Below are 26,338 nucleotides of genomic sequence, written 5' to 3'. Positions count from 1 at the left end.
TCTAGGTGCAGCATGCAAGTCGTAACACGCTATTCTTATTTACCATTATTAGCCGTTATGGCTTGCATTTTCCTGCCCGGTGGCTCGGCCTTCGGGCAGGAAAAGTCGGAAGGTCAAGGGCTGACCTTTCGTATTAAAGAACCCGATGTTGCTGTGCCGGACGGTGTGCCGTCCGGCCAGTATCGCCGAATTATTCAACCGTTCGATAACTGGACGACAATCTGCGATGAAAACTTCAAGGCAAAGCAGCGTGTCTGTAATATTGGGCAGTCAATTGTGAATGAAGCTGGTGAGGTAGTGTTCAGCTGGTCACTGGCTGCGTCTCATGACGGTAAGCCGTTTATGATCCTCAGGATAGGGGCTGATGCACAACCCAAAGGATCTGTTCAGGTCAAATTACCGGGACGCAAACAGCCCGTGAATATCAAAATTGAGGGCTGTAACAGCCAGATATGTGTTGCAAAAACCCCTGTTGGACCGGTGTTTCGTGAACATATCAATAAACAGAGTGGCGTCGGTATTTCTTATGAGACGACGGACAACCGCACTATGACCATTCCAGCGACTTTAAAAGGGCTGTCTGACGCCCTGTCCGCGATTAATTAGGGAGTGCGGTATGTCGCAATCCGAGACACATCCTCGATCATTACATGATCGCATCATGAACCAGACAAAATCTCCGTTAGAGGTAGAATTTAAAACTACAACCACTGGCAAGCAGAGTAAGTGTAAACGCCGCAAGACCATGAGTGTCGCAGCATTATTGCTTTTGGCGGGTGCCATTATCGGCGGTGGCACGCTCTTCGTGACAGAAAACCTGACTATGAACTTGTTTGCTGAGGCTAAGCCCAAGCCAACTTTACCGGATTCAGTGTTTCTAAGACAAGCCGAAGAAGCAAAATTGTCAGCCTGCGGTACTGTGTTTCCGCTTCTAGGAAGTTTGCTCACCGATGGAACTGATTATAAGGCGCAGACCCGTTTTCATAATAAAAAGCCTGACCAGAACAGTGTTCAGTCTAATGTTGGCATGACGTTTTCTACGCAAGCTTATACGGGATCTGCAGCTGGGATTGTCTTTGCCGCCCCCAACGGCTCGGCCTGTGAGGGCACAATGGTGCGTATTGTTCCCTTTGAAAAAACATGTGCAGAGGTGGAAGCAACTTTACCGGAAGGTGCAAATCTTTCAGAGCCGCTTAATGGCGTGACCGTACATCAATTAAGCAATAATGGCGGTGAGTTAATGTTGTTGCCGACGAGCAGTACTTGCGTTGCGATTTCTATAGTTCGAGCCTCCGACGCTTCCACTCGTTAATCACGCTTGCCTGTCAAAAATGCCTAACAGGCCGGTATTCATCTATTTGAGGAGTTATCATCATGAAACGTATCCTTCTTCCGCTTTTAATAGCGCTGGGAACAACAACAGCTGCTTTTGCTGCTGATATCATTCAGGCGTATCAGGATGTTCCTGTGCCACCTTCAGTATCTCTAGACGAGAGAGGTATTTGGGGCGCAATCGCCTATTCAGAATCTGATGGAAAATACGGTTTTTTCTGGGGGGCTGACAAGCGTAATGAAGCCGACAGCATCGCGCAAAAGCATTGCGAAAATAACAAAGGTACAGACTGTTCTGTTGTTACCACTTTCCGCAATCACCGCCATTGGAATGACGATGACAATTCTGGATTTCCTTACAAGCATTGCGCAGCACTAGCATTGGGAGCAGAAAAAAATGCCCCATTTTCTCTCTGGGGTGCAGCGTCAGCTGAAACCCGTAAAGACGCAGAAGTTGAAGCCATTCAGCAATGCGAAAGTAAAGGTGCTTCTTGCAAAATTAAAGAATGGGCCTGCACGTGATCGTATGGTCGCAGCTGACAAATTCGATGTAATCACCTTATAAGGCCTTGACTGTATTTACTGTTCTTCAAATAAAGCCGCTCCGGCAGTGTCTCAAAGCTATGAGCTGCGTTTGTGACGCTGCCACCTCAGATAGGCAGTGGTTCACATAACTGGAACTGTTTGGTGAATGATCAATAAACGGAGGCGGTATGCGCAGACGAAAGCTAAAGCAGGACTCACAAGGATCTGTCTTCTCTGCTTTGTTGCGCGGCCGCATTCCGATGGTGGCCTTACTCCAAACTATTGCTGTCGCTGAGTATCGCAGTTTTAACCGCGCGGCCAGAGCACTCAATACTAGCCAGTCAAGCATTAGTACACGGGTTAAGACGCTTGAGGCAGAACTTGGTATTCTTATATTCGAGCGACATGCCTACGGCGTCTGTCTTACCGATGCCGGACGTCATTTTGTTGATCGTATTACAACCTGTCTTGATGTGCTCGATGATGCCGTGAAAACCGCTGGTCTTGCTGCACAAGGCGAACATGGCTGCCTACGTATGGGCGTCCATGGTTTGGTGCAGCATAGCTTTCTTGCTGAACTAATTGGCGCGTATCGACATTCTTATCCTGAAGTTAATCTGGAAATCACTGAAAACACGGTACGTGATGCGCTTATACAGTTGCATACCAGTCAGCTAGACATTGCTTTCATGGTCGGAACACCGATCCTTTCCGATTACCATAGCCGTCTGATATGGATTGAGCCACTTGTTGTTGCGCTTCCTGACGATCATTCTCTTGCGGAACGAGAATGCATTACCTGGGCCGATATCTCAGAAGAGGTTTTTCTGGTCCGCAATAGTGGTACAGGACCGCAAGTTCTTGATCATATTTTTATGCGTCTGGGACGTAGACCTGGACCTTCGATTTTACATGCTGCCGTAGAGCGTGGTTCGCTGCTTTCAATGGTGGGACAGGGTTTTGGCATTACATTATTGGGCGCAGCGTCTAGTCTTACTCCAACTCATGGGGTAGTTTTTCTGCCAATCGCGGATGAGCCCGATCCTGTATCTTTTTCGGCTGTATGGCCCGTCGGTAATGTTACTCCTACGGTGCAAAACATGTTGGATCTAGCGGATGAGCTACGGCGTTCTGGAGAATTCATTTGTCCGCCTGCGTGAGCTAATGACCGGAATTACGGTTTATATCCGTCCTATTCACCGCCATCTGTATCCGATAGCACTATGGTATTCTCACGACTGTTGCATCTTATTTCACATTCTATTCTCTGATTGGCTCCATCTTTTTTGCCGACAGGAGCCGTTATGCGTGGAGGCCGAATACTCTGGGGTCAGATCATCATCGTCCTGACCATTGTTTTCATCATGACTTGGGCGACGACGCAGTGGGTCGCCTTTCGCCTCGGCTTCCAGCCGCAGCTTGGCGGGCCATGGTTCGAGCTGGCAGGTTGGCCCGTCTATTATCCGCCGGCTTTCTTCTGGTGGTGGTTTTCTTTCGATGCTTATGCGCCGGCAATATTTGTCGAGGGCGGCATTATCGCCGCATCTGGTGGTTTCCTTGCCATCGCGGCCGCGATTATGATGTCGATTGTCCGGGCGCGCGAGACCGGCAATGTCGCCACCTATGGCTCAGCACGCTGGGCCGAAGACAAGGAAGTCCATGCCGCAGGTTTGCTTGGTCCTGATGGGGTGGTGCTCGGCCGCTACGATCGTGACTATTTGCGTCATGACGGCCCTGAACATGTGCTGTGCTTTGCCCCGACGCGAAGCGGAAAGGGTGTGGGCCTTGTCGTCCCGACACTGCTGACCTGGCCAGGAAGCTGCATCGTCCACGACATCAAAGGCGAGAACTGGACGCTGACGGCGGGTTTCCGAGCGAAGTATGGCTGTGTCCTGCTGTTCGATCCGACCAATGCGAAGTCATCCGCCTACAACCCGCTTCTGGAGGTGCGGCAGGGCGAATGGGAAGTCCGCGATGTACAGAATATCGCGGATATTTTGGTCGATCCCGAAGGCTCGCTCGACAAGCGCAACCATTGGGAAAAAACCAGCCATTCGCTTCTGGTCGGCGCGATTCTGCACGTCCTCTATGCGGAGAAGGAAAAGACACTGGCCGGCGTCGCCAACTTTCTGTCCGATCCGCGCCGCCCGGTGGAAGCCACGTTGCGAGCGATGATGGAGACGCCACATCTGGGCGATGGCAGCGTCCATCCGGTTATTGCATCGTCTGCGCGCGAACTGCTGAACAAATCCGAAAACGAACGCTCGGGCGTGCTCTCGACCGCAATGTCTTTTCTCGGCCTATACCGCGATCCGGTCGTGGCACGGGTGACGGCGCGTTGTGATTGGCGCATCGCGGATCTTGTCGGAAGCAAGAAGCCAGTCAGCCTCTACCTTGTCGTGCCACCGTCCGACATCAATCGCACCAAGCCGCTGATCCGGCTGATCCTCAACCAGATCGGGCGCAGGCTGACCGAGGACCTGACCACATCCGGCAGTCGTCATCGTCTGCTGATGATGCTCGACGAATTTCCTGCGCTCGGCCGACTTGATTTCTTTGAATCCGCGCTTGCCTTCATGGCCGGCTATGGTCTCAAATCTTTTCTGATCGCGCAGAGCCTCAACCAGATTGAGCGAGCCTATGGGCCGAACAACTCGATCCTCGACAATTGCCATGTCCGCGTCGCCTTCGCCACCAATGATGAGCGCACTGCCAAGCGTGTGTCGGACTCCCTCGGCACGGCAACAGAATTACGCGATTCCACCAACTATGCCGGCCATCGTCTCGCGCCGTGGCTCGGCCATCTTATGGTGTCGCGACAGGAAACGGCGCGACCATTGATGACACCCGGCGAGATCATGCAACTCCCGCCCGCCGACGAGATCGTCATGGTGGCGGGTACGCCACCGATCCGGGCAAAGAAGGCGCGCTATTTCGAGGATGGACGGTTGCAGGAACGCATCCTGCCGCCGCCCGAGTTGCCATCCTCTCCAACGATCGAGGCAGTATCCGACGATTGGTCTAGCCGCATCATCCCTACGAAGGATAGTACAGCTGCCGCCGTAGGCAACGCCGCTGAAGGCGATCCCTCCAATGCCGGTATCCGCTGCGAACCGGAATTGCCTGAGCATGAAGAAATCGTCGTAACCCCGCCGCCGCCAGCACAGGAGTTCGATCTGCTCGACGACGAGCCGGACGTCAATGCTGCAAAGGCCCGCACCATGCGCCAGCGGACACGAATGATCGCACGGCAGGCATCGATGGACCCGGCCGACGGTATTGAACTTTGAGGACACGCCCATGACCACCAAGACCCGCATGAACGTCTATTTCGACCCCGGATTACTTAAACAGGTCGAGGCACTGTCGTTGCGACGCAAGGTGTCCAAATCCGCCATCATTGAGGCGGCGGTCGCATCTTTCCTGTCCGGCGACACGTCGGAACGGCTGGAAGCGGCCATGTCGCGCCGCGTGGACAAGCTTGGCCGTCAGATCGACATGCTCGACGAAGATCTCGCCGTGCTCGGTGAAGCTCTTTCTCTCTTCATCCGCTTCTGGCTGACCGTCACACCTCCATTGTCGGAATCGGCGCAGACATCCGCCCGCGCGAAAGGCGCAGAGCGCTTCGAGAGATTCATGCAGTCACTCGGTCGCCGGCTGGCGACGGGTGACAGGTTCCTGAAAGAGATGTCGCGAGATATCGATTCGCGACTGGATGAGACCGATAGCAGCATTTCAAAGAGCGGCGACAATCTCGGCTGAATATTCAACCCATCCTATTTGCCGCCGGTCGCCGCTGATGGCCGCACACACGTAAATACTTGTTGAATCAACCTGATTTCGGGCTCCTTTAATCGACCCTATTGCGGGGACTGACTGTCGTGCGCCCCGAGAAAAAACGGGGCAACATGACCAACTCTCACCAAAAACCAGAAGCTGTTGCACGTGGCGCGCGTATGTTACGCACGGCGCTCGGCCCTTCCATCACGCGGTATCTGGAAGACCCAGCCATCATTGAAGTGATGCTGAACCCGGATGGGCGCTTGTGGATCGACCGGCTTTCCGAAGGTCTGGCCGATACAGGCGAGACGATGAGCGCCGCGACAAGCGAACGTATTGTGCGTCTTGTCGCACATCATGTTGGCGCAGAAGTTCATGCGCGAAGCCCTCGTGTCTCAGCAGAATTGCCGGAGACCGGCGAGCGTTTTGAAGGCCTGCTGCCGCCCGTTGTTGCAGCACCGGCCTTTGCCATCCGCAAACCCGCCGTCGCGGTATTCACGCTCGACGACTATGTGGCGGTCGGGATCATGTCGGCCGATCAGGCTGCAACGTTGCGCGACGCCGTTACATCCCGCGCCAACATCCTGATTGCCGGGGGCACCTCGACCGGTAAGACGACGCTGACCAATGCACTGCTCGCCGAGGTGGCGAAAACGCAGGATCGCGTCGTCATCATCGAAGATACGCGCGAACTGCAATGCGCAGCACCCAACCTCGTCGCCATGCGCACCAAGGATGGCGTCGCAACACTTTCCGATCTGGTGCGATCTTCGCTGCGTCTTCGCCCCGACCGCATTCCCATTGGCGAGGTGCGCGGCGCAGAAGCGCTCGATCTGCTCAAAGCCTGGGGTACCGGCCATCCGGGCGGCATCGGTACAATCCACGCCGGCACCGCGCTCGGAGCGCTGCGTCGCCTGGAACAGCTCATTCAGGAAGCCGTCGTCACGGTCCCGCGCGCGCTGATCGCAGAGACCATCAATGTCGTTGCTGTTCTTACCGGACGCGGCTCCGCACGCCGTTTGAGCGAACTCGCCCGTATCGAAGGGCTCAGTCCCGACGGCGACTATCGCGTCAATCTCTCAACTCAAGCCACTACTGGAGACCCTTCATGATCCGCACCCTTTCGCGCGGTTGTCGCACCATGGCAACCGCAGCCGCCGCTGTTTCCATTACCATGATCTTTGCGCCTGCCGCCCATGCCTCGGGTTCATCCATGCCTTGGGAAGCACCGTTGCAATCCATCCTCCAGTCGATCGAGGGGCCAGTCGCCAAGATCATTGCGGTCATCATCATTATTGTGACCGGCCTGACGCTCGCCTTTGGCGACAGTTCGGGCGGCGCCCGCAAACTGATCCAGATCGTCTTTGGTCTCAGCATCGCCTTCGCGGCGTCGAGCTTCTTCCTGTCGTTCTTCTCGTTCGGCGGCGGGGCGCTCGTTTGATGGCGGCGGTCCTCGAACAACTCGATACGGTGCCGGGATTTACAGTGCCGGTTCACCGGGCACTGACCGAACATATCCTGCTGGGCGGTGCTCCGCGCGCCATCGCCATCATGAACGGAACGCTGGCTGGGGCTGTTGGCCTTGGATTGCGCCTCTGGCTTGTCGGCCTCGCCATCTGGGTCATCGGCCACTTCGCCGCTGTATGGGCGGCAAAACGCGATCCGCTCTTCGTAGAAGTCGGTCGCCGACATCTGCGCATCCCCAGTCATCTCACGGTCTGAGGGAGGCACACCGATGATCAACCTCACTGAGTATCGCAATCGCAACGCCAGATTGGCGGATTATCTGCCCTGGGCCGCTTTGGTTGGCCAGGGCATCGTGCTGAACAAGGACGGCTCATTCCAGCGCACCGCGAAGTTTCGTGGGCCGGATCTGGATTCCGCCGTCGCCGCCGAACTGGTCGCGGTCGCTGGCCGCATCAACAACGCATTCCGCCGTCTCGGCTCCGGGTGGAGCATCTTTGTCGAGGCGCAGCGTTCTGAAGCCGCGACCTATCCCGACAGCAAATTTCCCGATGCAGCATCTGCACTGCTCGACGCCGAGCGCAAAGCCGGGTTCGAGGAAGCGGACGCGCATTTCGTCTCCGGCTATTTCCTGACTTTCCTCTATCTACCGCCGGCCGAAGAAGCGGCCCACGCAGAAACCTGGCTCTATGAGGGCCGCGAGCAATCCGGTGTAAACCCGCACGAAATCCTGCGTGGCTTCATGGATCGTACCGACCGCGTGCTGGCGTTACTCGACGGCTTCATGCCGGAATGCCGCTGGCTCGATGACGCTGGCACGCTGACCTACCTCCATTCCACGATCTCGACCAACCGGCATCGCGTGCGCGTGCCCGAAGTGCCGATGTATCTCGACGCGCTGTTGGCTGACCAGCCGCTGACCGGCGGGTTGGAGCCGCGCTTGGGCGATCAGCATCTGCGGATATTGACCATTACGGGTTTCCCCACCGCTACGACACCCGGTCTGCTCGATGAAATGAACCAGCTGGCCTTTCCCTATCGGTGGAGCACGCGTGCGATTCTGCTCGACAAACTGGAGGCCACGCGGTTGCTGACCCGCATTCGCCGCCAATGGTTCGCCAAGCGCAAGTCCATTGCCGCAATCCTGAAAGAGGTGATGACCAATGAGCAATCCGCGCTTGTGGATACCGATGCCGCCAACAAGGCGCTTGATGCCGATATGGCCTTGCAGGAACTCGGCGCGGACGTGGCGGGCATGGCCTATGTCACCGCGACCGTCACGGTCTGGGACGCCGATCCCCGCATGGCGCAAGAGAAATTGCGGCTGGTGGAAAAGGTCATTCAGGGTCACGACTTCACCGCCATGTCGGAAACCGTCAATGCCGTCGATGCCTGGCTCGGATCGCTTCCCGGACATGTCTATGCCAATGTCCGGCAGCCACCGATTTCGACGCTTAACCTTGCCCACATGATCCCTCTGAGTGCCGTGTGGGCGGGGCCGGAACGGGGAGGGCCGAGTAGTGATGGGCATTTCAGCGCGCCCCCACTGCTCTTCGGCAAGACCGAAGGCTCGACCCCGTTCCGGTTTTCCCTTCATGTCGGTGATGTCGGCCACACGCTCGTCGTCGGCCCTACAGGCGCTGGCAAGTCCGTGTTGCTGGCGCTGATGGCCTTGCAGTTTCGCCGTTATGCGGACGCTCAGGTCTTCGCCTTCGATTTCGGGGGTAGTATCCGGGCCGCAGCACTCGCCATGGGTGGCGACTGGCATGATCTCGGCGGCGGATTGACAGAAGGTTCGGATAGTTCCGTTTCGCTCCAGCCGCTCGCCCGCATTCACGAAGCTCACGAACGTGCCTGGGCCGCCGACTGGATCGTGGCGATCCTGATGCGCGAGGACGTGCCGGTAACGCCGGTTGTGAAGGAATATCTCTGGACGGCGCTGACATCGCTGAGCACCGCTCCAGTCGAGGAGCGCACCATCACTGGCCTTGCCGTGCTTTTGCAGTCCAACGACCTCAAACAGGCGCTGCGACCCTATTGCGTCGGCGGCCCCTATGGCCGGTTACTCGACGCAGAAGCTGAGCATCTGGGCGGTTCCGACGTACAGGTGTTCGAGATCGAGGGATTGGTCGGCACGGGCGCTGCCCCAGCCGTGCTCGCTTATCTGTTTCATCGCATCGGCGACCGTCTCGACGGTCGCCCGACGCTGCTGATCATCGACGAGGGCTGGTTGGCGCTGGACGATGAAGGGTTCGCCGGTCAGCTCCGCGAATGGCTCAAAACCCTGCGCAAGAAGAACGCTTCCGTCATCTTCGCCACGCAGTCGCTCTCCGACATCGACAATTCGGCCATTGCCCCCGCGATCATCGAAAGCTGCCCAACACGGCTGCTTTTGCCGAACGAGCGCGCGATCGAGCCGCAGATCACTGCGATCTATCGCCGCTTCGGGCTCAATGACCGTCAGATCGAAATCCTCGCGCGGGCGACCCCCAAGCGGGACTATTACTGCCAGTCGCGGCGGGGCAATCGCCTGTTCGATCTCGGTCTGGCGCAAGTCGGGCTCGCGCTCTGCGCCGCATCCTCAAAATCCGTTCAGACCGATATCGAGCGCATCCTCACTGAGCACGGTCGCGATAGATTTCTTGACCAGTGGCTGCGCCATCGCGGTGTCGATTGGGCAGCCGACCTTATACCCAATCTCACCAATCTCGCCAAGCTGACTGAGCGGACGGAAGCCGCCATGCCGGTCGCACCTGATCGCCCCCAAGAAGAGGAGACCCTGCCATGATCCGTATTCCCATGTTCCGCTTGACGAACGCCTCGGCCCTTGCGTTAGCGCTCGCCGTTCCCGTCGCTCTCTCACCCATGCTGGCGAAGCCAGTCCATGCGCAATTCGGCTTTGGCCGCATCGTCTATGACCCGTCGAATTTTGCCCAGAACGTGCTCACCGCCGCACGCACGCTGGAGCAGATCAACAACCAGATCACCTCGCTCCAGAACGAAGCGCAGATGCTCATCAATCAGGCTCAGAACCTTGCGAGCCTGCCGCATTCTTCACTCCAGCAGATTCAGCAATCCGTCCAGCGCACGCAGCAACTTCTGGCACAGGCGCAAAACATCGCTTTCGACGTGCAGAACATCGACCAGATGTTTCAGAGCCAGTACGGTAATGTCTCGCTCTCCGCCACCGACCAGCAACTCGTCACTGACGCCCGGTCACGCTGGCAGAACACGGTCGGCGGTTTGCAGGACGCCATGCGCGTGCAGGCAGGTGTCGTTGGCAATGTCGACAGCAATCGCACCGAGATGTCCGCGCTCGTCGGCCAGAGCCAGAATGCTGCCGGCGCGCTACAGGCGACGCAGGCGGGCAACCAGCTTCTCGCCCTCCAGTCGCAGCAGTTGTCAGATCTGATTGCGGTGATGTCCGCAAATGGCAGGGCGGAGGCGCTTGGTGAAGCCGAGCGGGCCACCGCCGCAGAGCAGGGACGCGTCCAACGCCTGCGCTTCCTGACGCCAGGCACGGGCTATCAGCCCGGCAATGCGCAGATGTTCAACAACGGCAACAAATAACAAGAGGGAGGGGCGTCCCATGGACGGCAAGATGCTGGCCCGACTGAGCGCGATCATATTCGTTGCCATCGCCATTACCGCCACGGCTATTGAGGTGACCCGCAAGGAGGAACCGGCGCAAGTCAGGCCGGCGCGGGCGCTTCAGCCGCCGCCAGATCCGATGCGCGAAAGCCTGCGTCGCTGCCAGCAGCTTGGACAGATGGCCGTAAGCAATCCCGATTGTCTCGCCACCTGGGCAGAATCCCGCGACCGCTTTCTTGGCCGCGAACCTGCACCCTCAGCACCACAATCCAGCGAAGGGCGGTGATCCATGGGCGGCACCGGCGTCATCGATTCATTTCTGGGTGTTTTCACCAGCTACATAGATTCCGGCTTCGGCCTGCTCGGCGGCGAGGTTGCCTTCATCGCCACGACACTGATCGTCATCGACGTGACGCTGGCGGCGCTATTCTGGAGCTGGGGCGCAGATGACGACATCATCGCACGGTTGGTCAAGAAGACGTTGTTTGTTGGCGTCTTCGCCTACCTCATTGGCAACTGGAACAGTCTGGCGCAGATCATCTTCGACAGCTTCGCCGGTCTCGGCCTTCAGGCGTCAGGGACAAGTTTCAGCGCCGCCGATCTGATGCGCCCCGGCAAAGTGGCGCAGACCGGTCTCGACGCGGGTCGACCGCTGCTCGATTCCATCTCCGACCTGATGGGCTACTGGTCGTTTTTCGAGAACTTCATTCAGATCGCCTGCTTGATGTTCGCTTGGGCACTGGTCATCCTTGCCTTTTTCATTCTGGCCGTGCAGCTTTTCGTCACGCTGATCGAGTTCAAGCTAACGACGCTCGCCGGTTTCGTGCTGATCCCGTTCGGCCTGTTCGGTAAGACCGCCTTCTTGGCCGAGCGTGTCTTGGGTAACGTCGTCTCCTCTGGCATCAAGGTGCTGGTGCTTGCCATCATCATCGGCATCGGCTCGACCTTGTTTAGCCAGTTCACGGTGGGTTTTGGCGGCGCAACCCCGAGCATCGATGACGCCATGGCGATTGTGCTGGCCGCGCTGTCCCTTCTCGGCCTCGGCATTTTTGGTCCCGGCATCGCGTCCGGTCTTGTCAGCGGCGGGCCACAACTTGGTGCAGGCGCGGCTGTCAGCACGGGCCTTGCGGCAGGCGGCATGGTTCTGGCTGGTGGCGCTGCGGCTGGAATGGCCGCAAAGGGTGGTGCTGCCGCCTTGTCTGGTGGAGCCGCGGCCGTTCGCGGGGGCGCAGCCGCTGCGGGTGCGACATCGGCTGCCTATAGTCTTGGCTCGCTCGGCCAGACCGGCGCATCAGGTGTTGCATCCGGTGTTGGGGGTGTCGCGCGCGCAGCCGGCTCGGCTGCCGTCTCGCCCCTCAAGCGCGCGGCATCCCGCGCCAGCCAGAGCGTCAAGTCCAGTTTCAGCGACGGTGCACGCGCGAGTTTCGGCGCGACAGGCGGCACATCTACCGCAGGCACGGTTAGCGGTTCAAGCGCTGCGCCGGCCTCCGCATCATTGTTCCCGACCGGCAGTTCGCCCGCCTGGGCGCAGCGCATGCAGCGCGGTCCGAGTGTCAATCAAGGCGTGACCATGGCCGCCCATACCGTGCGTTCAGGCGACAGCCGTGGCTCCGGATCAACTATTAATCTATCCGAAAGTGACCGCTCATGAGTATTTTCAAGCGCCCGTCGACGCATTACGGCAAGTCGCCGGAACCCGAGACACCTTACAAAAAGGCCGCACAGGTCTGGGACGAGCGCATCGGCTCGGCCCGAGTTCAGGCGAAAAACTGGCGCTATATGGCCTTCGGCTCGCTGATCCTGTCGGCAGGTTTCGCCGCCGCCCTTGTCCTACAGTCGGCGCGGGGAACTGTCGTGCCATGGGTGGTGCAGGTCGATAATCTCGGCCAGGCTCAGACCGTTGCTCCAGCTGTGGCTGATTATCTCCCGACCGACCCGCAGATCGCATGGCATCTCGGCCGCTTCATCGAGCAGGTTCGCGCGATCCCCGCCGATGCCATCATCGTCCGCCAGAACTGGCTTCGCGCCTACGAATGGACAACGGATCGCGGGGCGGCGGCGCTCAACGATCATGCCCGCGCCAATGACCCGTTCACCAAGGTCGGACGTCAACAGATCGCTGTCGAAGTATCGAGCGTCATCCGTGCTTCACCGGGTTCCTTCCGTGTGGCCTGGATCGAACGGCATTACGAGAATGGCCAGCTCTCAACTACCGAACGATGGACCGCGATCCTGACCATCGTGATCCAGACGCCGCGTGACGCTGAAAGACTCAAAGCCAATCCGCTTGGCATCTACGTCAATGCTATCTCGTGGTCGCGGGAGATGAGCCAATGACACAGGTGTTCCGTAAACCAACCTTGGCCGTCTTGCTCCTGTCCGCCACCGTGCTCGCCGGTTGCGCCACCAACAAGACGCCGCAGTTCAGCTACGACGCCGACGTGCCCCCGCTGCCCGTGGTGCAAGCCGCTGTAACCGATGATCGGCCGCGCCCGCTCCATACGCCCCCGGCCTGGACGGTGGCGCGCGGTGGACAAACCGCTGGAACACCCTCTGGCCGTGTTGAAAGCGCCAATACCGCCGCGCGCGTCGAGCCGCGCCGCGAGGGCTATTACAATTCCATTCAGATCTATCCGTGGTCCGAAGGCGCACTCTATCAGGTCTATGCCGCGCCCGGTCAGATCACCAGCATTACCCTGGAGCCCGGCGAGAGCCTGACCGGCGCGGGGCCGATCGCGGCCGGTGACACCGCCCGCTGGATCATCGGCGACACCGAGAGTGGCAGTGGCGCGACCCGCCGCGTCCATATCCTCGTCAAACCGACCCGCCCCGACATCGCGACCAATCTCGTCGTGACGACCGACCGCCGCACCTACATGATAGAATTGCGTTCTCACGAGGCGCTCTATATGCCCGCCATCGCCTGGGCCTATCCCGTACCACAGGCAGGTCAGCGCCAGACCGTTCCGGCAGCACCCGTCATTCCCGACGAGACCGCGCGCAATTACCGGTACGGCCTGACCGGAGACAGTCCGGCATGGCGGCCCATCTCCGCCTTCGATGATGGACGTCGCGTCTATGTCGTCTTCCCGCGCGGCATCGTGCAGGGCGAAATGCCGCCGATCTTCGTTCTGGGCTCAAATGGCGAGCCGCAGATCGTTAATTCCCGCATCCATAAGAACATCTTGATCGTGGATCGCCTGTTCGGCGCGGCTGAGCTACGGCTTGGCAGCAGCAAGCAGCAGCAAATCGTCAGGATCGTCCGCGTTGAGCAACGGCAGGCCGTAGTGCCGCCACAGAGGAGTGCAGACAAAGGAGGATCGTCGTCATGACCGAGAATACGACCACGAATGCCGCTCCCATGCGCCTGCGTGCCGAACCGCCGCGCGTCACCCGACTGTCCCGCAAGATGCTCGCCAGTGTTGCGGTCGTCGCCCTGGTCGGTATCGGCGGGGCGCTGATCTACGCGCTTCAAACACGCGGCTCTGGTGACGGAGGGGCAGAACTCTATTCGACCGAGAACCGGGCCACGGCGGACGGCCTCTCCGGTCTGCCGCGCGACTATACTGGTCCGATCTTGGGGCCGGCGTTGCCGGGCGATCTCGGCGGTCCGATCCTCGACGCTCAGAATCGGGGGCAGCCGGTCGCGCCGCCCGTGATCCTGACGCCTACCGCCGATCCGGCAGAGGAGCGCCGTCTAGCTGAGGAAGAGGCCGCACGTCTGAGTACCGTGTTTTTCCAGTCGGGGCAGCGATCAGCGACGAAACCTGGCTCTAATATGCCGGGCCTTGCTGGCCTTGACCTTGGCGGTCAGTCCGCCACGCAGGACCGACACACGGCATTTCTCAACGGGCCGGTAGACCGGCAAACGGTCGCAGCGGATCGTATCATGGCGCCAGCATCGCCCTACATCCTTCAGGCGGGGGCCGTGATTCCGGCCGCCATGATTACCGGCATCCGTTCCGATCTGCCCGGTCAGATCACCGCGCAAGTTACGGAGCCCGTCTATGACAGCCCGACCGGCAGCCTGCTGCTGATCCCGCAGGGCACACGCATCATAGGCCAATACGTTGCCGGCGTGACCTTCGGCCAGCGCCGCGTGCTGCTGGTCTGGAACCGTCTGATCCTGCCCAATGGCCGCTCCATCGTGCTGGAGCGCCAGCCCGGTGCTGACGTTTCCGGCTATGCCGGTCTGGAGGATGGCGTCGATTACCACTGGTGGGATCTGATGAAAGCGGCAGGTCTGTCCACGCTGCTGGGCATCGGCACGGAACTGGCGACCGATGACGAAAATCGCTTGATCCGCGCCATCCGCGACGGGGCGCAGGACACCATCAATCAGGCCGGACAGCAGATCGTCCAACGCCAGTTGCAGGTCGCACCGACACTGACCATCCGGCCCGGCTTCCCGGTCAGGGTCATTGTCACCAGCGATCTTTTACTCGAACCTTACAGGAATTGATCATGGTAAAGTTGAAACTTGGGCCACTCGTTGAAGACAAACCCGTAAAGGTCACGGTGGAATTGCCGGGAGCGCTCCACCGCGATCTGATCGCCTATGCCGAGGTACTAGCCCGCGAAAGTGGTCATCCCGCCGCCGATCCCATCCGGCTGATCGTGCCAATGTTGGGACGTTTCATCGCCACGGACCGTGGCTTCGCGAAGGCGCGCCGATCCGTCAAACAGCCCATCTAAAAACAGCTTCCTTGGCATATCAATCAAGGAAAACGGCACGGGTTTGCGAGATTCTCGGCTTTGGACAGAGATAATTTTTCTGCATCAGTGCATTCACCTCTTACAAAAATGGACTTGAATGCAAGCTGTTCTGTTGAAAGATTTTGCACGCGCCATGATATTTCTGGCTGTTCTTTTGTGGGCCATCGGAAAGCTGACCGCAGCGGGGCTGGCGTTCATGACCGCGTTCTTGCTGCTTGATGTCATCACCAAGCGCATTAGAATCTTGGCTGAACTCAAGGGCTGCAGCGTTTTGCCGAAGTGAAATCACTGCATTCCTTGCTTTCGCACGGAAAGTATTGTTCTTAAACAGAAACACCAGGTGGAGACTAGCTCGACCTGGTGCTCTTAATCTGGATGTCGAAGGCGCATAGCAAAGCCAGTGGGGCCGTTTCGACTGCTATTGAATGAGTGATACAGAACGGATGGCCGAAAGTCAAGTTCCCTATGCCTATGACCCGCAGTCGATCGACGCCTTGAAGGCGTCTCTGTCGCCGCAGCGGTTCGCGACCTACCTCGCTAAGGCGGGCGGCGATGAGCATTATGCATTCGCCCTCTATCTCTACAACGCCCGCCTTGCTAAATCTCTCCTGTTCCCACTGAGTGTCACGGAAGTGACCTTACGCAATGCAGTCGACGCCGCGTTGGTCGCGTCCCACGGGACGAGCTGGCATCAAGATGCGGGGCTTCGGAACCAAGTGCTGACGGCGCAGAGCCTTGATACTCTCGACAGAGCAATCATCCGGGCAAAGTCTAACGCACGAGGAAAGGTGATTGCTGAACTGACCTTTGATTTCTGGTCGAATCTCTTCCGTGTCGATTACGCGGGGCTTTGGAGAACAAAGGCAAATATAGCGTTTCCTGGTCTGCCACACGGGCATGGGCGCTCCGAGGTTCAGACGTTGGTGAAGGAGATCAACAGACTTCGTAACCGCGTTGCCCATCACGAGCATATTCTCGATATGAATATCCCAGATCTGCTGGCGAAGATGCATCGGCTGACCGAGTTACGATGTGCTGTCACTGCTGCATGGATGAGGCATCATACAACCGTCAGTCTGGTAATGCGGGCGCGTCCTAGTCGAGCTGCTTCGGCCCCGGTGACATTTGCCAGCCGATCAGATGTCAACTTTGTCGCTGTCGCGCCGGACGACAGCCTGTTGTTTCTTTGTGATGCAGGTGCAAAATCTTGTTGCGCATTTGTTTGTTTGGACGGCGGCGCCGTTATCGGCGCGTTTACGCACCGGCAAGCGATGGAGTATCTGGCCGACCAAGCATCAGAACTCGAGGGCTTGCTGGATTTTAAAGGTCATTGCGTGAGCGAAGTGCTGAAGAATCCGGCCGTGCAGCAGGGCATGAAAATCACTGATGCCGGAGCGGCCTTTGCTGTGGCCGTCGATTTGCTAAGACAGCCCCAAACCAAGATGGTTGTTGGCATCGACGCTGCCACTGGTACTCCGCAGGGCGTTATCATACGCGCACACCGTCGTTATTGACGGCGTCTTTTGAAGCGCCTTGGATCGCGTTAGATTGTAACTTGCAGCGAATGTCGGTATCGGTAGTTGCGTGCCCCCGCAACCAAACAAACAGCCCGCTCTTTGAGCGGGATTTTTTTTGGTAACGGGTCGTAGATTTTAAGCCTAGTCAGGGGCCCGCAAGGAGGCAAAGCCGACTAAGCGGGATACAAAACCACAAATCCTGCCCCCGCAACCAAATCCCCTCAAAGCAATAAAGCTACGATCCAGACGCCATTCCAATAGGCGTGCCAATGCATCCGGGACCAGCCCGTTCGAGCTAAAATCGATAATCAATCGGTTTCTATACGCTCTCACCTCATCAGCCCCATAACCGGAAGGCGGAGGAGGAAAAGCAAGCGATACAATATTGATTGCACGACGAACGGAACAAAGCCAAAACCGAAACCAAAATCCCCTCATAAAACATCCGAAATACAATAACTCTACTAAACCAAGCATAGTTCTCGCAGCAGACCGTGCTGCCTAAAGTCGATAGACAAGCGACGGCTATAAGGGGCTTCACCTCAATCGCTTAAGTGGGGATGAGGGGAAGCTCTACTCACGCAGTTAGAGTAAGCGTTCCTGATAAAGGCTACCTTCCAGACGCAACAGTGCCTCCTTCTTGGCTAGGCCACCGCTAAAGCCTGTTAGCTGACCATTGGCACCGATGACGCGGTGGCAGGGAACAATAATCGAAATCGGATTAATCGCATTCACGCGGCCAAAGGCACGGGCAGAGCCGCGATGACCGGCACGTTCTGCAAGTTCACCATAGGTGACAACTGTACCATAAGGTACTTTTGCAAGCTCCTGCCAGGCAGCCTTCAGAAAAGGCGTGCCAAGTGGTGCTAGTGTAAGATCGAAATGACGTCTCTCTCGTGCGAAATACTGATGTATCTGTTCCGCGACATGGCGCACAGCTGCATCATCATGCTGTGTAACAGGGATTTGTGTAGTAGCTGAATGAACACGACTGTCATTCTCAAAATCAAGGCGCATAACCGCGCCCTGATCATTCACAATAACGGTCAGCTCACCGATAGGCGTCCGAATACAACCTGAATAAAAACATACCGGCATGAGCAATGTTCCGCTTGAGTATTTTGAATGCATAAAATGGTGACAATCTACCACTTTATGCTCGATGGTGCAGCGCCAGCAAGCGAAGGAAATAAAGGCAAAACTTCTTCTGCCAGTTCTTGTATAATCTCTGATGGCGGACGTGAAGCAAATTGCATACCAAGTGCCGCATGATTAACTCCGGCTTGCTGCCATTCTCCAAGAAGGTCAATCAGTCCTTTACGTCCTGTTTTCAAAACAAAGCCGCCATTGAGTGGTGTACGCGGGAAATCAGGATCTTCCGTCAATTCCAGCCACTCATTGGTCACATGTGGACGAAATCCGCGGTCAGGAATTGCACCGCGCCAGCGACGGATATTTTGTGCCAGACGTAAAGACCCTTCTTGCGTATGTGTCTGTTGCGGATAAGTCAGCCAACCATCCGCATGCTCGGCTATCCATTGAGGTGTCTGGCGGCTCGATCCTGTGACCAGCAAAGGAATCCGTCCATAAGCTGGCTTTGGCAAAAACTCTGCTTGTGCAAGTTCTCCCAAACTCGAGCGTATCGGCAGTGAGCTTTCTGCCAGTAATTGACGAAAATAGCTGACCGTTTCTGCAAAACGCTCAGCTCTTGTATCCAGATCTAGACCATAGGCCGGAAACTCTACCGGCCTGTCGCCTGATGCTATTCCAAGAACAAGCCGCCCGCCGGACAAATGGTCAATGGTGCTTGCTGCTTTGGCGAGATCAATCGGGTGGCGCAGGGAGAAAATCGCACTGCCGGTTGCCAGTGAAACTCTGGTTGTTTGTGCGGCAAGATAGGAAAGATAGGTGAATGGATCAAAAATCTGGCCGGCATCACCGAAAGACGGATCATATAGCGGAACATCCCGTAACCAGACGGAAGCAAATCCGCGTTGGTCAATGTCTTTGACGAGGGTAGTTTGACCTTCAAGAACACGCATATCGCCTCGATAAAAGCGAAGCGGCAGAAATATGCCAATCGTAAGTTGATTGGCAGCAAACATACGGGTGTAACCCGGATGGTGTGCAAAGGCTTCTGATGACATACCGGATGTGATTTCTGAAGCAGACTGATTATTATTCATGATAAGGCTTTCAAGGAATAGAAAACTTGGCAGATGGAGGCTAGGGACCGGTAGCCGGTTGCGGCAAAGCAATGCCGCGCAATACAGCAGGCCGCGCAGCAACTTTTTGATGCCAGTTGCTTAGGTACGGATAGTGATCGAAACTGAAGCCGCAAATCTGAGCAATATGTGTCCATCCGAAGGCTGCTATATCCGCAATGGAATATTCTGATCCGGCAAAATATTCAGCGTCACTCAGCCGTTGATTGAGCACCTGATAAATATCGTTTGTCAGTTTTTGGTAGCGGGTAATAGCGGGCTTTAATTTGGTTTCAGCGAAGATTTCGAAATGAACACGCTGACCAAAGATCGGTCCCATGCTGGACGAATGAAATTGCAGCCATTGAAGTGCCTGCCAGCGCTCCGAAAAAGATTTTGGCAGGAGCTGGTCGGATTTTTCAGCGATGTAGAGCAGAATGGCAGCAGATTCAAACAGCACTATTCCTGTTGTACTATCCGTGATGACAGGTATGCGCCCATGCGGATTGAGTTTCAGGAAATCCGCACCGCGGTGTTCACCCTGTTCAATTTGAATATGATGCAGGGTGTAGTCTAAGCCCGTTTCTTCAAGGGCAATGGTTGCTTTGAACCCGTTCGGGGATGAATCGCTATAAAGTTCAATCATTTTTTCCTTTTGATGATGTGTTAGAAAATCTAAATTATGGTAGTATCATCTGAAGACATATTTATTTGGTAATAGTGTATTTCTAAAACGATTAATTCTGATTTTTGAGTTTAGGAAAACTAAATTATGGGCAAGGTTTTGCCATTGCTGGCTTTACGGGCTTTTACCGAGACCGGACGCACGGGCAGTATTAAAAGTGCAGCTGAGATGATGGGAGTAACGTCAGGTGCTGTAAGCCAGCAAATCCGTCTGCTTGAGGAGCGGACAGGCGTAACGCTTTTCAGGCGTACCCGATATGGTGTGGAACTGACGGAAGCAGGGGCGGGTGTTTATCCCGCATTGATGCGGGCATTCGCACAGATTGAAGCGAGTCTTGCCGCTCTTGAGGCAAGCACGGAGCGGCAAACTTTGACTGTCAGCACACTGCCTTCTTTTGCTGCTTCATGGCTGGTGCCGCGTCTGGGCAAATTTATGGAACAAAATCCGGAGATTGAAGTCCGTGTTGAGGCGTCGTCCGGTTTAACCAACCTGCATGGTGGGCGTGTCGATATAGCGATCCGTCACGGGCTTGGTGATTATCCGTCTTATGATGTGCAGCCTTTGATAGCACCGGAACTTGTGCCGGTGATGTGTCCTGCATTGCTGGCTTCTGGGCCTGCTATTGATGAGCCTTCAGATTGTCTGGCCTATCCTTTGCTGCAGGATTCAGATCGTGCTGACTGGCGTTTGTGGCTTACTGCCTGCGGTGTGGAGCCGACGCCGGAAGTGGAGCGGGGCACCGCTTTCGATGATGATTTCCTGTTATTGCGTGCTGCTGAGGCCGGACAGGGAATTGCTCTTGTGCGGGATATTTATGCCAGACCGGAAATTGCGGCAGGGCGTCTTGCTCTTGCCATAGACCGCCCCTGGCCGACACAATTTGCTTATTATGTGCTGACCTTACCCGAAAATGCACAAAAACCTGCTGTGAAGCTGTTTATTGAGTGGCTGCATCAGGAAGCGGCTACAGAGAGCAGGTAGCTTACAGGCGGCGCCCAACACGGGATAAGACGATGACCGGCAGGATACCGATGACAACAATTGCCAGTGCTGCAATCGAGGCTTCTTCATAGGTACCGCGTGCCGCTTCTCCGTAAAGATGGGTTGCCAGTGTTTCGATGTTGAGAGAGCGCAGCAGCAGAGTAGCCGGAAGCTCTTTCACGCAATCGACAAAGACCAGCAATGCAGCTGCACTGAGCGCTGTTTTGGACAGAGGCAAATGAATGTGCCGGAATGTGCCGGTTGCCGTCTCACCCAATGTTCGGGATGCCTGATCATAGGTTACGGGAATACGGTTGAACCCCGCATCAATACTACCGGCGGATATTGCTAGAAAGCGTACCAGATAGGCATAGATCAATGCTGCGCCGGAGCCCAGCAGGAACAGGCTGACCGACATATTAAACCATGACATGGCGATCTGGCTGATAAAGCGATCCGCTGCGCCGGTGATAATGAGCACGCCGATCGCAATCACCGTTCCCGGAGCTGCATAGCCCATAGTGGAAAAGCGGAAAAACCATTGCGAGGCATTGCCCGGACGTAGCCGGATTGCATAGGCAACGATCAGGCCGATGGTGAGTGTAACGATCGTCGCGACCGAAGCCAGTATTACCGTATTGATGATTTCATCATAAAGGCGCGGCGAAATACCGGCAAAACGTATGCGTTTCCATGCTTCAGTCGCCAGATAAATAGCCGGAAAGACAAAACCGAGCAGGATTGGTGTAAGCCCCAGCAAAAAGAAAATGCCGCCACGTGTTGCGCTGACTTTATGTGGCGTGAATTGCTGGCTGCGTTTTGCACTGGATGAAAAACGCTGTTTGCGCCGCGCCCAGCGTTCAAGCGAGACGAGGCAGACAACGATCAGCAAAAGCGCCAGTGCAATTTGTGCAGCTCCCGGCAGGTCTGAGCGCGTGACCCATGTTGTATAAATGGAAACTGTGAGCGTGCGGATACCGAGAAATTCAGCCGCACCAATATCGTTCAGTGTTTCCATCAAAGCGAGACTGATGCCGACGGCAATGGCAGGACGTGCCATTGGCAGAGCCACACGCCAGAAAATCGCATTACGGGTGACGCCTAAAGTTCGTGCCGCATCAATCAATGAAGAAGACTGGGTAAGGAACATCGCCCGTGTCGGAATATAGACATAAGGATAGAGCACAAAACCAAGTAGCAGAATGCAGCCGGTCATGGAGCGGATATCCGGCAGGCGAAAATCGCGCGGGCTGGCAAACCCTAAGAGCGCACGTAATGCGCTTTGAACAGGGCCGATCGGGTGCAGAATATCAAGATAGGCATAGGCGATAATGTAAGTCGGAACAGCAAGCGGCAGCAGCAAAGCCCATTCCAGAATCTTGCGCCCGCGAAAATCATAGGCTGTTACCAGCCATGCTGCAGATGTACCGACAATTGCAACAATAATGCCGACACCGGTCAGCAGAATGAGTGTATCAATGAATGCAACCGGTAATGTTGTGGCCAGAAGATGTGACCATAAACCGTCAGAACCCTGAGCGGCTTGTAAAGCAAGCGCCAGCACCGGCAGAAAAACCAGAAACGCGCTGACTGCTGAAAGGCAGAGCCATAAAGATCCGGCACGGAAAAACCGGCTTTTAGAATATGCTGGCATATTAAGGCTCGCCATTATCCGGAGCGGCTTTGATTTGTCCTGAAACGGAAAACCGCTCTTTCACTCAGTGTTGCAGTTGAAACGAATCGTCGTTGTAACTGCTTTAATATAAAAAACGCCGCTCTTCATTATTCATAAAGAGCGGCGCTTTTTTATTAATTGTCGAAGCCTACTTTGTCGACCAGTTCACTGGCCTGTTTGCGATGGCTTACGATTTCTGTGAGCGGGGTTTTGTCGATTGTCAGTTCACCGAAGGATTTCACAATCGGATCGAGCGGCGCACCGGCTTTAACCGGATATTCGAAATTGGCTTCCGCATAGATTTTCTGAGCTTCATCGGAAACCAGATATTCAAGCAGCTTCACAGCAGCGTCTTTGTTCTTGGCATGTTTAGCAAGGGACGCACCGCTGATATTGACCTGTGTGCCGCCTTCTTTGAAGGTTGGCAGAATGACTTTGAGGCTTTCACCCCATTTGACCTGCTCTTCACCGCCCTTGCCGGAACGCATCAGGCCGACATAGTAGGAGTTTGCAACTGCGATATCGCAAATGCCGCCTGCAATGTCTTTCGCACCGTCGCGGTCACCACCGGCCGCTTTACGTGCCAGATTGGCTTTGACGCCTTTCAGCCATTCTTCGGTTTTTTCAGCGCCGTAATGGGCGATGTAATCGGCGATCAGGGCTGTGTTGTAAGGATGCTGGCCTGCACGGATACAGATTTTGCCTTTCCATTTCGGATCGGACAGATCTTCATAATTCAGAGCGGTAACATCCAGATCCTTGGCGGCGTAAACAACGCGGGCGCGCATGGACAGGGCAAACCACTCACCTTTAGCATCGCGCAGCTGCGCCGGAACGGCTTCTTCCAGTACTTTGGACGAAACAGGCTGGGTGAGGCCTTTTTCTGTCAGGTCGATCAGGTTACCTGCATCAACGGTCATCAGAATGTCCGCAGGGGAATTTTCACCTTCAGAAGCAACGCGTTCAGCCAGACCGTCTTTCAGGAATACAGTGTTGACCGTAATGCCGCTGGAAGCCTTGAAGGCATCAAGCAGAGGCTGGATCAGACCCGGTTCGCGGGTGGTATAGATATTGACTTCCTCTGCATTCGCAGCGCCTGCGAAAAGGGTTCCGAGGACGAGAGCAAAGCCTGCTTGCGCATATCCGGTTCTGGTCATTGTATCTCTTTCATGATTGAAACTGCATGGACAGAAATTATGATTAATAAAGTCAACTATTGGTTGACTTTGACTGTCAAGTCAAGCCTTTGTGAGCAGGTTGTATGTGCGTTTAATCGCGGAAGAAGAGCGCTTTGTCCGTATCAAGCTGCAAATGTATTTTCTGAATATTGGCCGGCAACCGGAGAGAGGTGCGGATGCGCAGGGGCGTTTGCAGATCACCGGTGCGGATGAGCAGTTCTTCAGTTTCGCCCAGAAAATGACGGCCTGTCACTGTGCCTTCAGTTGTGTTCTGCAGATTATCTGTGCCAGCCACCGGAAGAATATGGAAAGGTCGCAGATACATTGTTACCGGTCCGTCGCTGAGCTCTGTATTGCTGACCGGAAAAGTGCCGAGCGGAGTTTCAATCGTCCCGCTTTTGATTGTGCCCGGAATAGCGTTGAAACTGCAGAAGAAATCAGCTGCGTAACGTCCGTTCGGGTGGTCGTAGATTTCATGCGCTGTACCCTGCTGGATGATTTTGCCTGATTTCATCAGGATAATCCGGTCTCCGGCAGACAAAGCCTCTTCGGCATCATGCGTCACGATAATAACGGTGGTACCCAACTGGCGCAGCAGAGCTATGGTTTCACTGCGTACTTTCTGGCGCAAACCCTGATCGAGATTGGAAAAGGGTTCATCCATCAGCAGAATGTCCGGGGTCGGAGCCAATGCGCGCGCCAATGCCACGCGCTGTTGTTCACCGCCCGAGAGCATATGCGGATAACGGGATGCCATATGGGACAAGCCGACCAGAGCCAGCAATTCATCGGCACGGGCCGAGGCTGTTGCCCGCGGTGTTTTCCGCAAGCCGAACAGGACATTTTGCTTTACTGTCAGATGCGGGAACAGGGCGTAATTCTGAAAGACTACGCCGACACGGCGTTGCTCCGGTTCGATAAAATGCGTACCGTTGACGATAGGCTGATTATTAATGAAAACCGACCCGCTGTCCGGCGTATCAATACCGGAGATAATCTTCAGCAGAGTGGTCTTACCGCAACCGGAGTGGCCGACAAGACAGATGATTTCACCGGAAGCAACAGACAGCGAAATATCCTGCAGTGCGGCAGTGGTGTCGAAATGTCTGCTGACGGATGAAACCTCCAACGCAGCAAGTCTGTTATCACTTTGTCCGGTGTGGTCTTTTGAATGCACTGTTCACTCTGCCTGTTTCCGTTCTGATTTTGCTATAACACCGGTTCCGGAGTTGTACTATAAAAACCTGACATTTATTATCCTATAAACCTGAATATGTTTGGCAATGCCGGAGGAGCACGGGCAATGTTGAAAATCACAGTGAAACGGATTTACGAAGATGTCTCACCGGATGATGGTTTCAGAGTGCTGATTGACCGTATCTGGCCACGCGGTATGAGCAAAGAGCACGCTGCCCTTGATCTGTGGCTCAAAGAGGTCGCGCCGACAACGGAACTGCGGCAATGGTTTCATCATCAGGAAAGCAGTCCGGAAAACTGGCAGATATTCTGCGGGCGCTATCGTGAGGAATTGCGGAATAATCCCGAACCTGTGAAACTGCTTTTGCAGCATTGTTCAGAGGGAGCGGTTACGCTGCTTTATTCAGCAAAAGATACAGACCATAATCAGGCAATTGTTCTCAGAGATTATTTGTCCGGGTAACAAGCGCCGTAAACGGCGATAGTTTGATGGATGTTCTCTGACTTGTATGAAAAATTGATTGTAATCAATGAATTAATACAGGAAATCTGTAATTCTGCCCTCATATCCGGTAGCAGACATGCACTGCAAAAGGCCATATTGCGGCCGTGTATGGCAGGCATGTTGACCGGCAGGTTTTCGATCCTCAAGACGAAAAGGATATGATTATGACTGTTACCAATAAGGTTGCGTTAGTTACCGGTGCGGCTCAGGGCATTGGCCGCGGTATTGCGTTGCGTCTGGCAAAAGACGGTTTTGATCTGACACTGGTTGATCTGAAAGAAGACAAGCTTGAAGCGGTTGCCAAAGAGATTGAAGCGCTCGGGCGCAAGGCAACGACTTTTGCTGCCGATGTCAGCAAGCGCGACGATATTTACGCGGCCATTGATTATACCGAGAAAGAACTCGGCGGTTTTGATGTGATTGTGAACAATGCCGGTATTGCGCAGGTTAAGCCGCTTTCCGAGGTCACACCGGAAGAGGTTGACCGGATCTTTAAGATCAATATTGACGGTGTACTCTGGGGTATTCAGGCGGCGGCGGCAAAGTTCAAGGAACGCGGCCAGAAGGGCAAAATCATCAATGCGTCGTCCATTGCCGGTCATGACGGTTTTGCGATGCTTGGTGTTTATTCCGCAACCAAATTTGCAGTACGTGCGCTGACGCAGGCTGCGGCGAAAGAATATGCCAGCGCGGGCATTACCGTGAATGCTTATTGTCCGGGTATTGTCGGCACCGATATGTGGGTGGAAATTGACGAACGGTTCTCTGAGTTGACCGGTGCACCGAAGGGTGAAACCTATAAGAAGTTTGTTGAAGGGATTGCCCTTGGCCGTGCACAAACACCGGATGATGTGGCGGCGCTGGTTTCTTTCCTCGCAGGGCCGGATTCTGATTATATTACCGGTCAGGCCATTCTGACTGACGGCGGTATAGTTTATCGCTAAGTGTTTCACTTTTTAGGAAAAAAGAGCCCGCCGGAAACTCCGGC

Annotated in this window: 28 protein-coding genes; 22 read left to right on the top strand and 6 right to left on the bottom strand. The window is 55.6% G+C overall.

Features of this window, described 5'->3' with window-relative positions; genetic code table 11:
• The first annotated feature begins 12 nt into the window (after nt 1-12).
• From KHQ09_RS16270 to KHQ09_RS16180, 19 genes are all read left to right on the top strand, one after another.
• Nucleotides 13-606, top strand: coding sequence for an invasion associated locus B family protein (locus tag KHQ09_RS16270; protein ID WP_213599314.1), 594 nt, complete (start codon nt 13-15; stop codon nt 604-606).
• 55 nt (nt 607-661) lie between these two features.
• A complete protein-coding gene (locus tag KHQ09_RS16265) occupies nt 662-1,312 on the top strand; it encodes a hypothetical protein (protein WP_213599311.1) in 651 nt (216 codons plus the stop codon).
• 62 nt (nt 1,313-1,374) lie between these two features.
• Nucleotides 1,375-1,854 carry a DUF4189 domain-containing protein gene (locus tag KHQ09_RS16260; RefSeq protein ID WP_213599309.1) on the top strand — a complete coding sequence of 160 codons (480 nt, stop codon included), beginning with the start codon at nt 1,375-1,377 and terminating at the stop codon, nt 1,852-1,854.
• A 191-nt stretch (nt 1,855-2,045) separates the two neighbouring features.
• Nucleotides 2,046-3,017 carry a LysR family transcriptional regulator gene (locus tag KHQ09_RS16255; protein WP_238481665.1) on the top strand — a complete coding sequence of 324 codons (972 nt, stop codon included), beginning with the start codon at nt 2,046-2,048 and terminating at the stop codon, nt 3,015-3,017.
• 144 nt (nt 3,018-3,161) lie between these two features.
• Nucleotides 3,162-5,147, top strand: coding sequence for a conjugal transfer protein TraG (locus KHQ09_RS16250; RefSeq protein WP_213599307.1), 1,986 nt, complete (start codon nt 3,162-3,164; stop codon nt 5,145-5,147).
• 10 nt (nt 5,148-5,157) lie between these two features.
• A complete protein-coding gene (locus tag KHQ09_RS16245) occupies nt 5,158-5,619 on the top strand; it encodes a ribbon-helix-helix domain-containing protein (protein ID WP_213599306.1) in 462 nt (153 codons plus the stop codon).
• A gap of 146 nt (nt 5,620-5,765) precedes the next feature.
• Nucleotides 5,766-6,749, top strand: a complete 984-nt coding sequence (gene trbB, locus KHQ09_RS16240; protein ID WP_213599304.1) for a P-type conjugative transfer ATPase TrbB — start codon at nt 5,766-5,768, stop codon at nt 6,747-6,749.
• A complete protein-coding gene (locus tag KHQ09_RS16235; protein ID WP_213599302.1) occupies nt 6,746-7,078 on the top strand; it encodes a TrbC/VirB2 family type IV secretion system protein in 333 nt (110 codons plus the stop codon). The genes trbB and KHQ09_RS16235 overlap by 4 nt, the downstream gene beginning before the upstream one ends.
• Nucleotides 7,078-7,359: a VirB3 family type IV secretion system protein gene (locus tag KHQ09_RS16230; protein WP_213600061.1), complete on the top strand. Its 282-nt coding sequence runs from the start codon at nt 7,078-7,080 to the stop codon at nt 7,357-7,359. The genes KHQ09_RS16235 and KHQ09_RS16230 overlap by 1 nt, the downstream gene beginning before the upstream one ends.
• A 13-nt stretch (nt 7,360-7,372) precedes the next feature.
• A complete protein-coding gene (gene trbE, locus KHQ09_RS16225) occupies nt 7,373-9,889 on the top strand; it encodes a conjugal transfer protein TrbE (protein ID WP_213599300.1) in 2,517 nt (838 codons plus the stop codon).
• Nucleotides 9,886-10,671 (top strand): P-type conjugative transfer protein TrbJ, encoded by a 786-nt coding sequence (trbJ, locus tag KHQ09_RS16220; protein ID WP_213599297.1) that lies wholly within the window; start codon nt 9,886-9,888, stop codon nt 10,669-10,671. The genes trbE and trbJ overlap by 4 nt, the downstream gene beginning before the upstream one ends.
• A 19-nt stretch (nt 10,672-10,690) precedes the next feature.
• Nucleotides 10,691-10,978, top strand: coding sequence for a putative entry exclusion protein TrbK-alt (trbK-alt, locus tag KHQ09_RS16215; RefSeq protein WP_213599295.1), 288 nt, complete (start codon nt 10,691-10,693; stop codon nt 10,976-10,978).
• A 3-nt stretch (nt 10,979-10,981) separates the two neighbouring features.
• Nucleotides 10,982-12,343, top strand: a complete 1,362-nt coding sequence (gene trbL, locus KHQ09_RS16210) for a P-type conjugative transfer protein TrbL (RefSeq protein WP_213599293.1) — start codon at nt 10,982-10,984, stop codon at nt 12,341-12,343.
• Nucleotides 12,340-13,029: a conjugal transfer protein TrbF gene (gene trbF, locus KHQ09_RS16205; protein WP_213599291.1), complete on the top strand. Its 690-nt coding sequence runs from the start codon at nt 12,340-12,342 to the stop codon at nt 13,027-13,029. Before trbL ends, trbF begins: the two co-directional genes overlap by 4 nt.
• Nucleotides 13,026-14,024 (top strand): P-type conjugative transfer protein TrbG, encoded by a 999-nt coding sequence (gene trbG / locus KHQ09_RS16200; RefSeq protein ID WP_213599289.1) that lies wholly within the window; start codon nt 13,026-13,028, stop codon nt 14,022-14,024. Before trbF ends, trbG begins: the two co-directional genes overlap by 4 nt.
• Nucleotides 14,021-15,154, top strand: a complete 1,134-nt coding sequence (locus KHQ09_RS16195; RefSeq protein ID WP_213599287.1) for a TraB/TrbI/VirB10 family type IV secretion system protein — start codon at nt 14,021-14,023, stop codon at nt 15,152-15,154. Before trbG ends, KHQ09_RS16195 begins: the two co-directional genes overlap by 4 nt.
• Before the next feature lie 2 nt (nt 15,155-15,156).
• Nucleotides 15,157-15,387 carry a DUF2274 domain-containing protein gene (locus tag KHQ09_RS16190; protein ID WP_213599285.1) on the top strand — a complete coding sequence of 77 codons (231 nt, stop codon included), beginning with the start codon at nt 15,157-15,159 and terminating at the stop codon, nt 15,385-15,387.
• A gap of 118 nt (nt 15,388-15,505) precedes the next feature.
• Nucleotides 15,506-15,691, top strand: coding sequence for a hypothetical protein (locus KHQ09_RS16185; RefSeq protein WP_213599283.1), 186 nt, complete (start codon nt 15,506-15,508; stop codon nt 15,689-15,691).
• Between the two features lie 142 nt (nt 15,692-15,833).
• Nucleotides 15,834-16,922 carry an Abi family protein gene (locus tag KHQ09_RS16180; RefSeq protein WP_213599281.1) on the top strand — a complete coding sequence of 363 codons (1,089 nt, stop codon included), beginning with the start codon at nt 15,834-15,836 and terminating at the stop codon, nt 16,920-16,922.
• Nucleotides 16,923-17,510: 588 nt separating this feature from the next.
• Here KHQ09_RS16180 and KHQ09_RS16175 read toward each other — a convergent pair.
• The 3 genes from KHQ09_RS16175 to KHQ09_RS16165 are packed head-to-tail and all read right to left on the bottom strand — an operon-like array spanning nt 17,511 to nt 19,775.
• Entirely contained in the window at nt 17,511-18,023 is a 513-nt protein-coding gene (locus tag KHQ09_RS16175; RefSeq protein ID WP_213599224.1) for a methylated-DNA--[protein]-cysteine S-methyltransferase, read from the bottom strand.
• 47 nt (nt 18,024-18,070) lie between these two features.
• Entirely contained in the window at nt 18,071-19,111 is a 1,041-nt protein-coding gene (locus tag KHQ09_RS16170) for an LLM class oxidoreductase (protein WP_213599279.1), read from the bottom strand.
• Between the two features lie 40 nt (nt 19,112-19,151).
• Complete coding sequence (locus KHQ09_RS16165; RefSeq protein WP_213599277.1) at nt 19,152-19,775, bottom strand: glutathione S-transferase family protein; 624 nt, start codon at nt 19,773-19,775, stop codon at nt 19,152-19,154.
• A 126-nt stretch (nt 19,776-19,901) separates the two neighbouring features.
• Between KHQ09_RS16165 and KHQ09_RS16160 the strand changes: the two genes are divergently transcribed.
• Nucleotides 19,902-20,795 carry a LysR substrate-binding domain-containing protein gene (locus KHQ09_RS16160; protein ID WP_213599275.1) on the top strand — a complete coding sequence of 298 codons (894 nt, stop codon included), beginning with the start codon at nt 19,902-19,904 and terminating at the stop codon, nt 20,793-20,795.
• Between the two features lies 1 nt (nt 20,796).
• Here KHQ09_RS16160 and KHQ09_RS16155 read toward each other — a convergent pair whose 3' ends face one another.
• The 3 genes from KHQ09_RS16155 to KHQ09_RS16145 all read right to left on the bottom strand — a co-directional run bounded on the left by KHQ09_RS16155 (nt 20,797) and on the right by KHQ09_RS16145 (nt 24,825).
• Nucleotides 20,797-22,449, bottom strand: a complete 1,653-nt coding sequence (locus tag KHQ09_RS16155; RefSeq protein WP_213599273.1) for an ABC transporter permease — start codon at nt 22,447-22,449, stop codon at nt 20,797-20,799.
• A gap of 155 nt (nt 22,450-22,604) precedes the next feature.
• Nucleotides 22,605-23,627 carry a Fe(3+) ABC transporter substrate-binding protein gene (locus KHQ09_RS16150; protein ID WP_022709352.1) on the bottom strand — a complete coding sequence of 341 codons (1,023 nt, stop codon included), beginning with the start codon at nt 23,625-23,627 and terminating at the stop codon, nt 22,605-22,607.
• A gap of 112 nt (nt 23,628-23,739) precedes the next feature.
• A complete protein-coding gene (locus tag KHQ09_RS16145) occupies nt 23,740-24,825 on the bottom strand; it encodes an ABC transporter ATP-binding protein (RefSeq protein WP_213599271.1) in 1,086 nt (361 codons plus the stop codon).
• Nucleotides 24,826-24,951: 126 nt separating this feature from the next.
• Between KHQ09_RS16145 and KHQ09_RS16140 the strand changes: the two genes are divergently transcribed.
• Both KHQ09_RS16140 and KHQ09_RS16135 read left to right on the top strand, forming a co-directional pair.
• Nucleotides 24,952-25,308 carry a DUF488 domain-containing protein gene (locus KHQ09_RS16140; protein ID WP_213599269.1) on the top strand — a complete coding sequence of 119 codons (357 nt, stop codon included), beginning with the start codon at nt 24,952-24,954 and terminating at the stop codon, nt 25,306-25,308.
• A 206-nt stretch (nt 25,309-25,514) separates the two neighbouring features.
• Nucleotides 25,515-26,294 (top strand): acetoin reductase, encoded by a 780-nt coding sequence (locus KHQ09_RS16135; RefSeq protein WP_213599267.1) that lies wholly within the window; start codon nt 25,515-25,517, stop codon nt 26,292-26,294.
• Nucleotides 26,295-26,338: the final 44 nt, after the last annotated feature.

This window comes from Pseudochrobactrum algeriensis (assembly GCF_018436245.1).
GTDB lineage: Bacteria > Pseudomonadota > Alphaproteobacteria > Rhizobiales > Rhizobiaceae > Pseudochrobactrum > Pseudochrobactrum saccharolyticum.
Note: the sequence above shows the minus strand (reverse complement) of the source record. Positions and strands in the feature narration are given on the sequence as shown.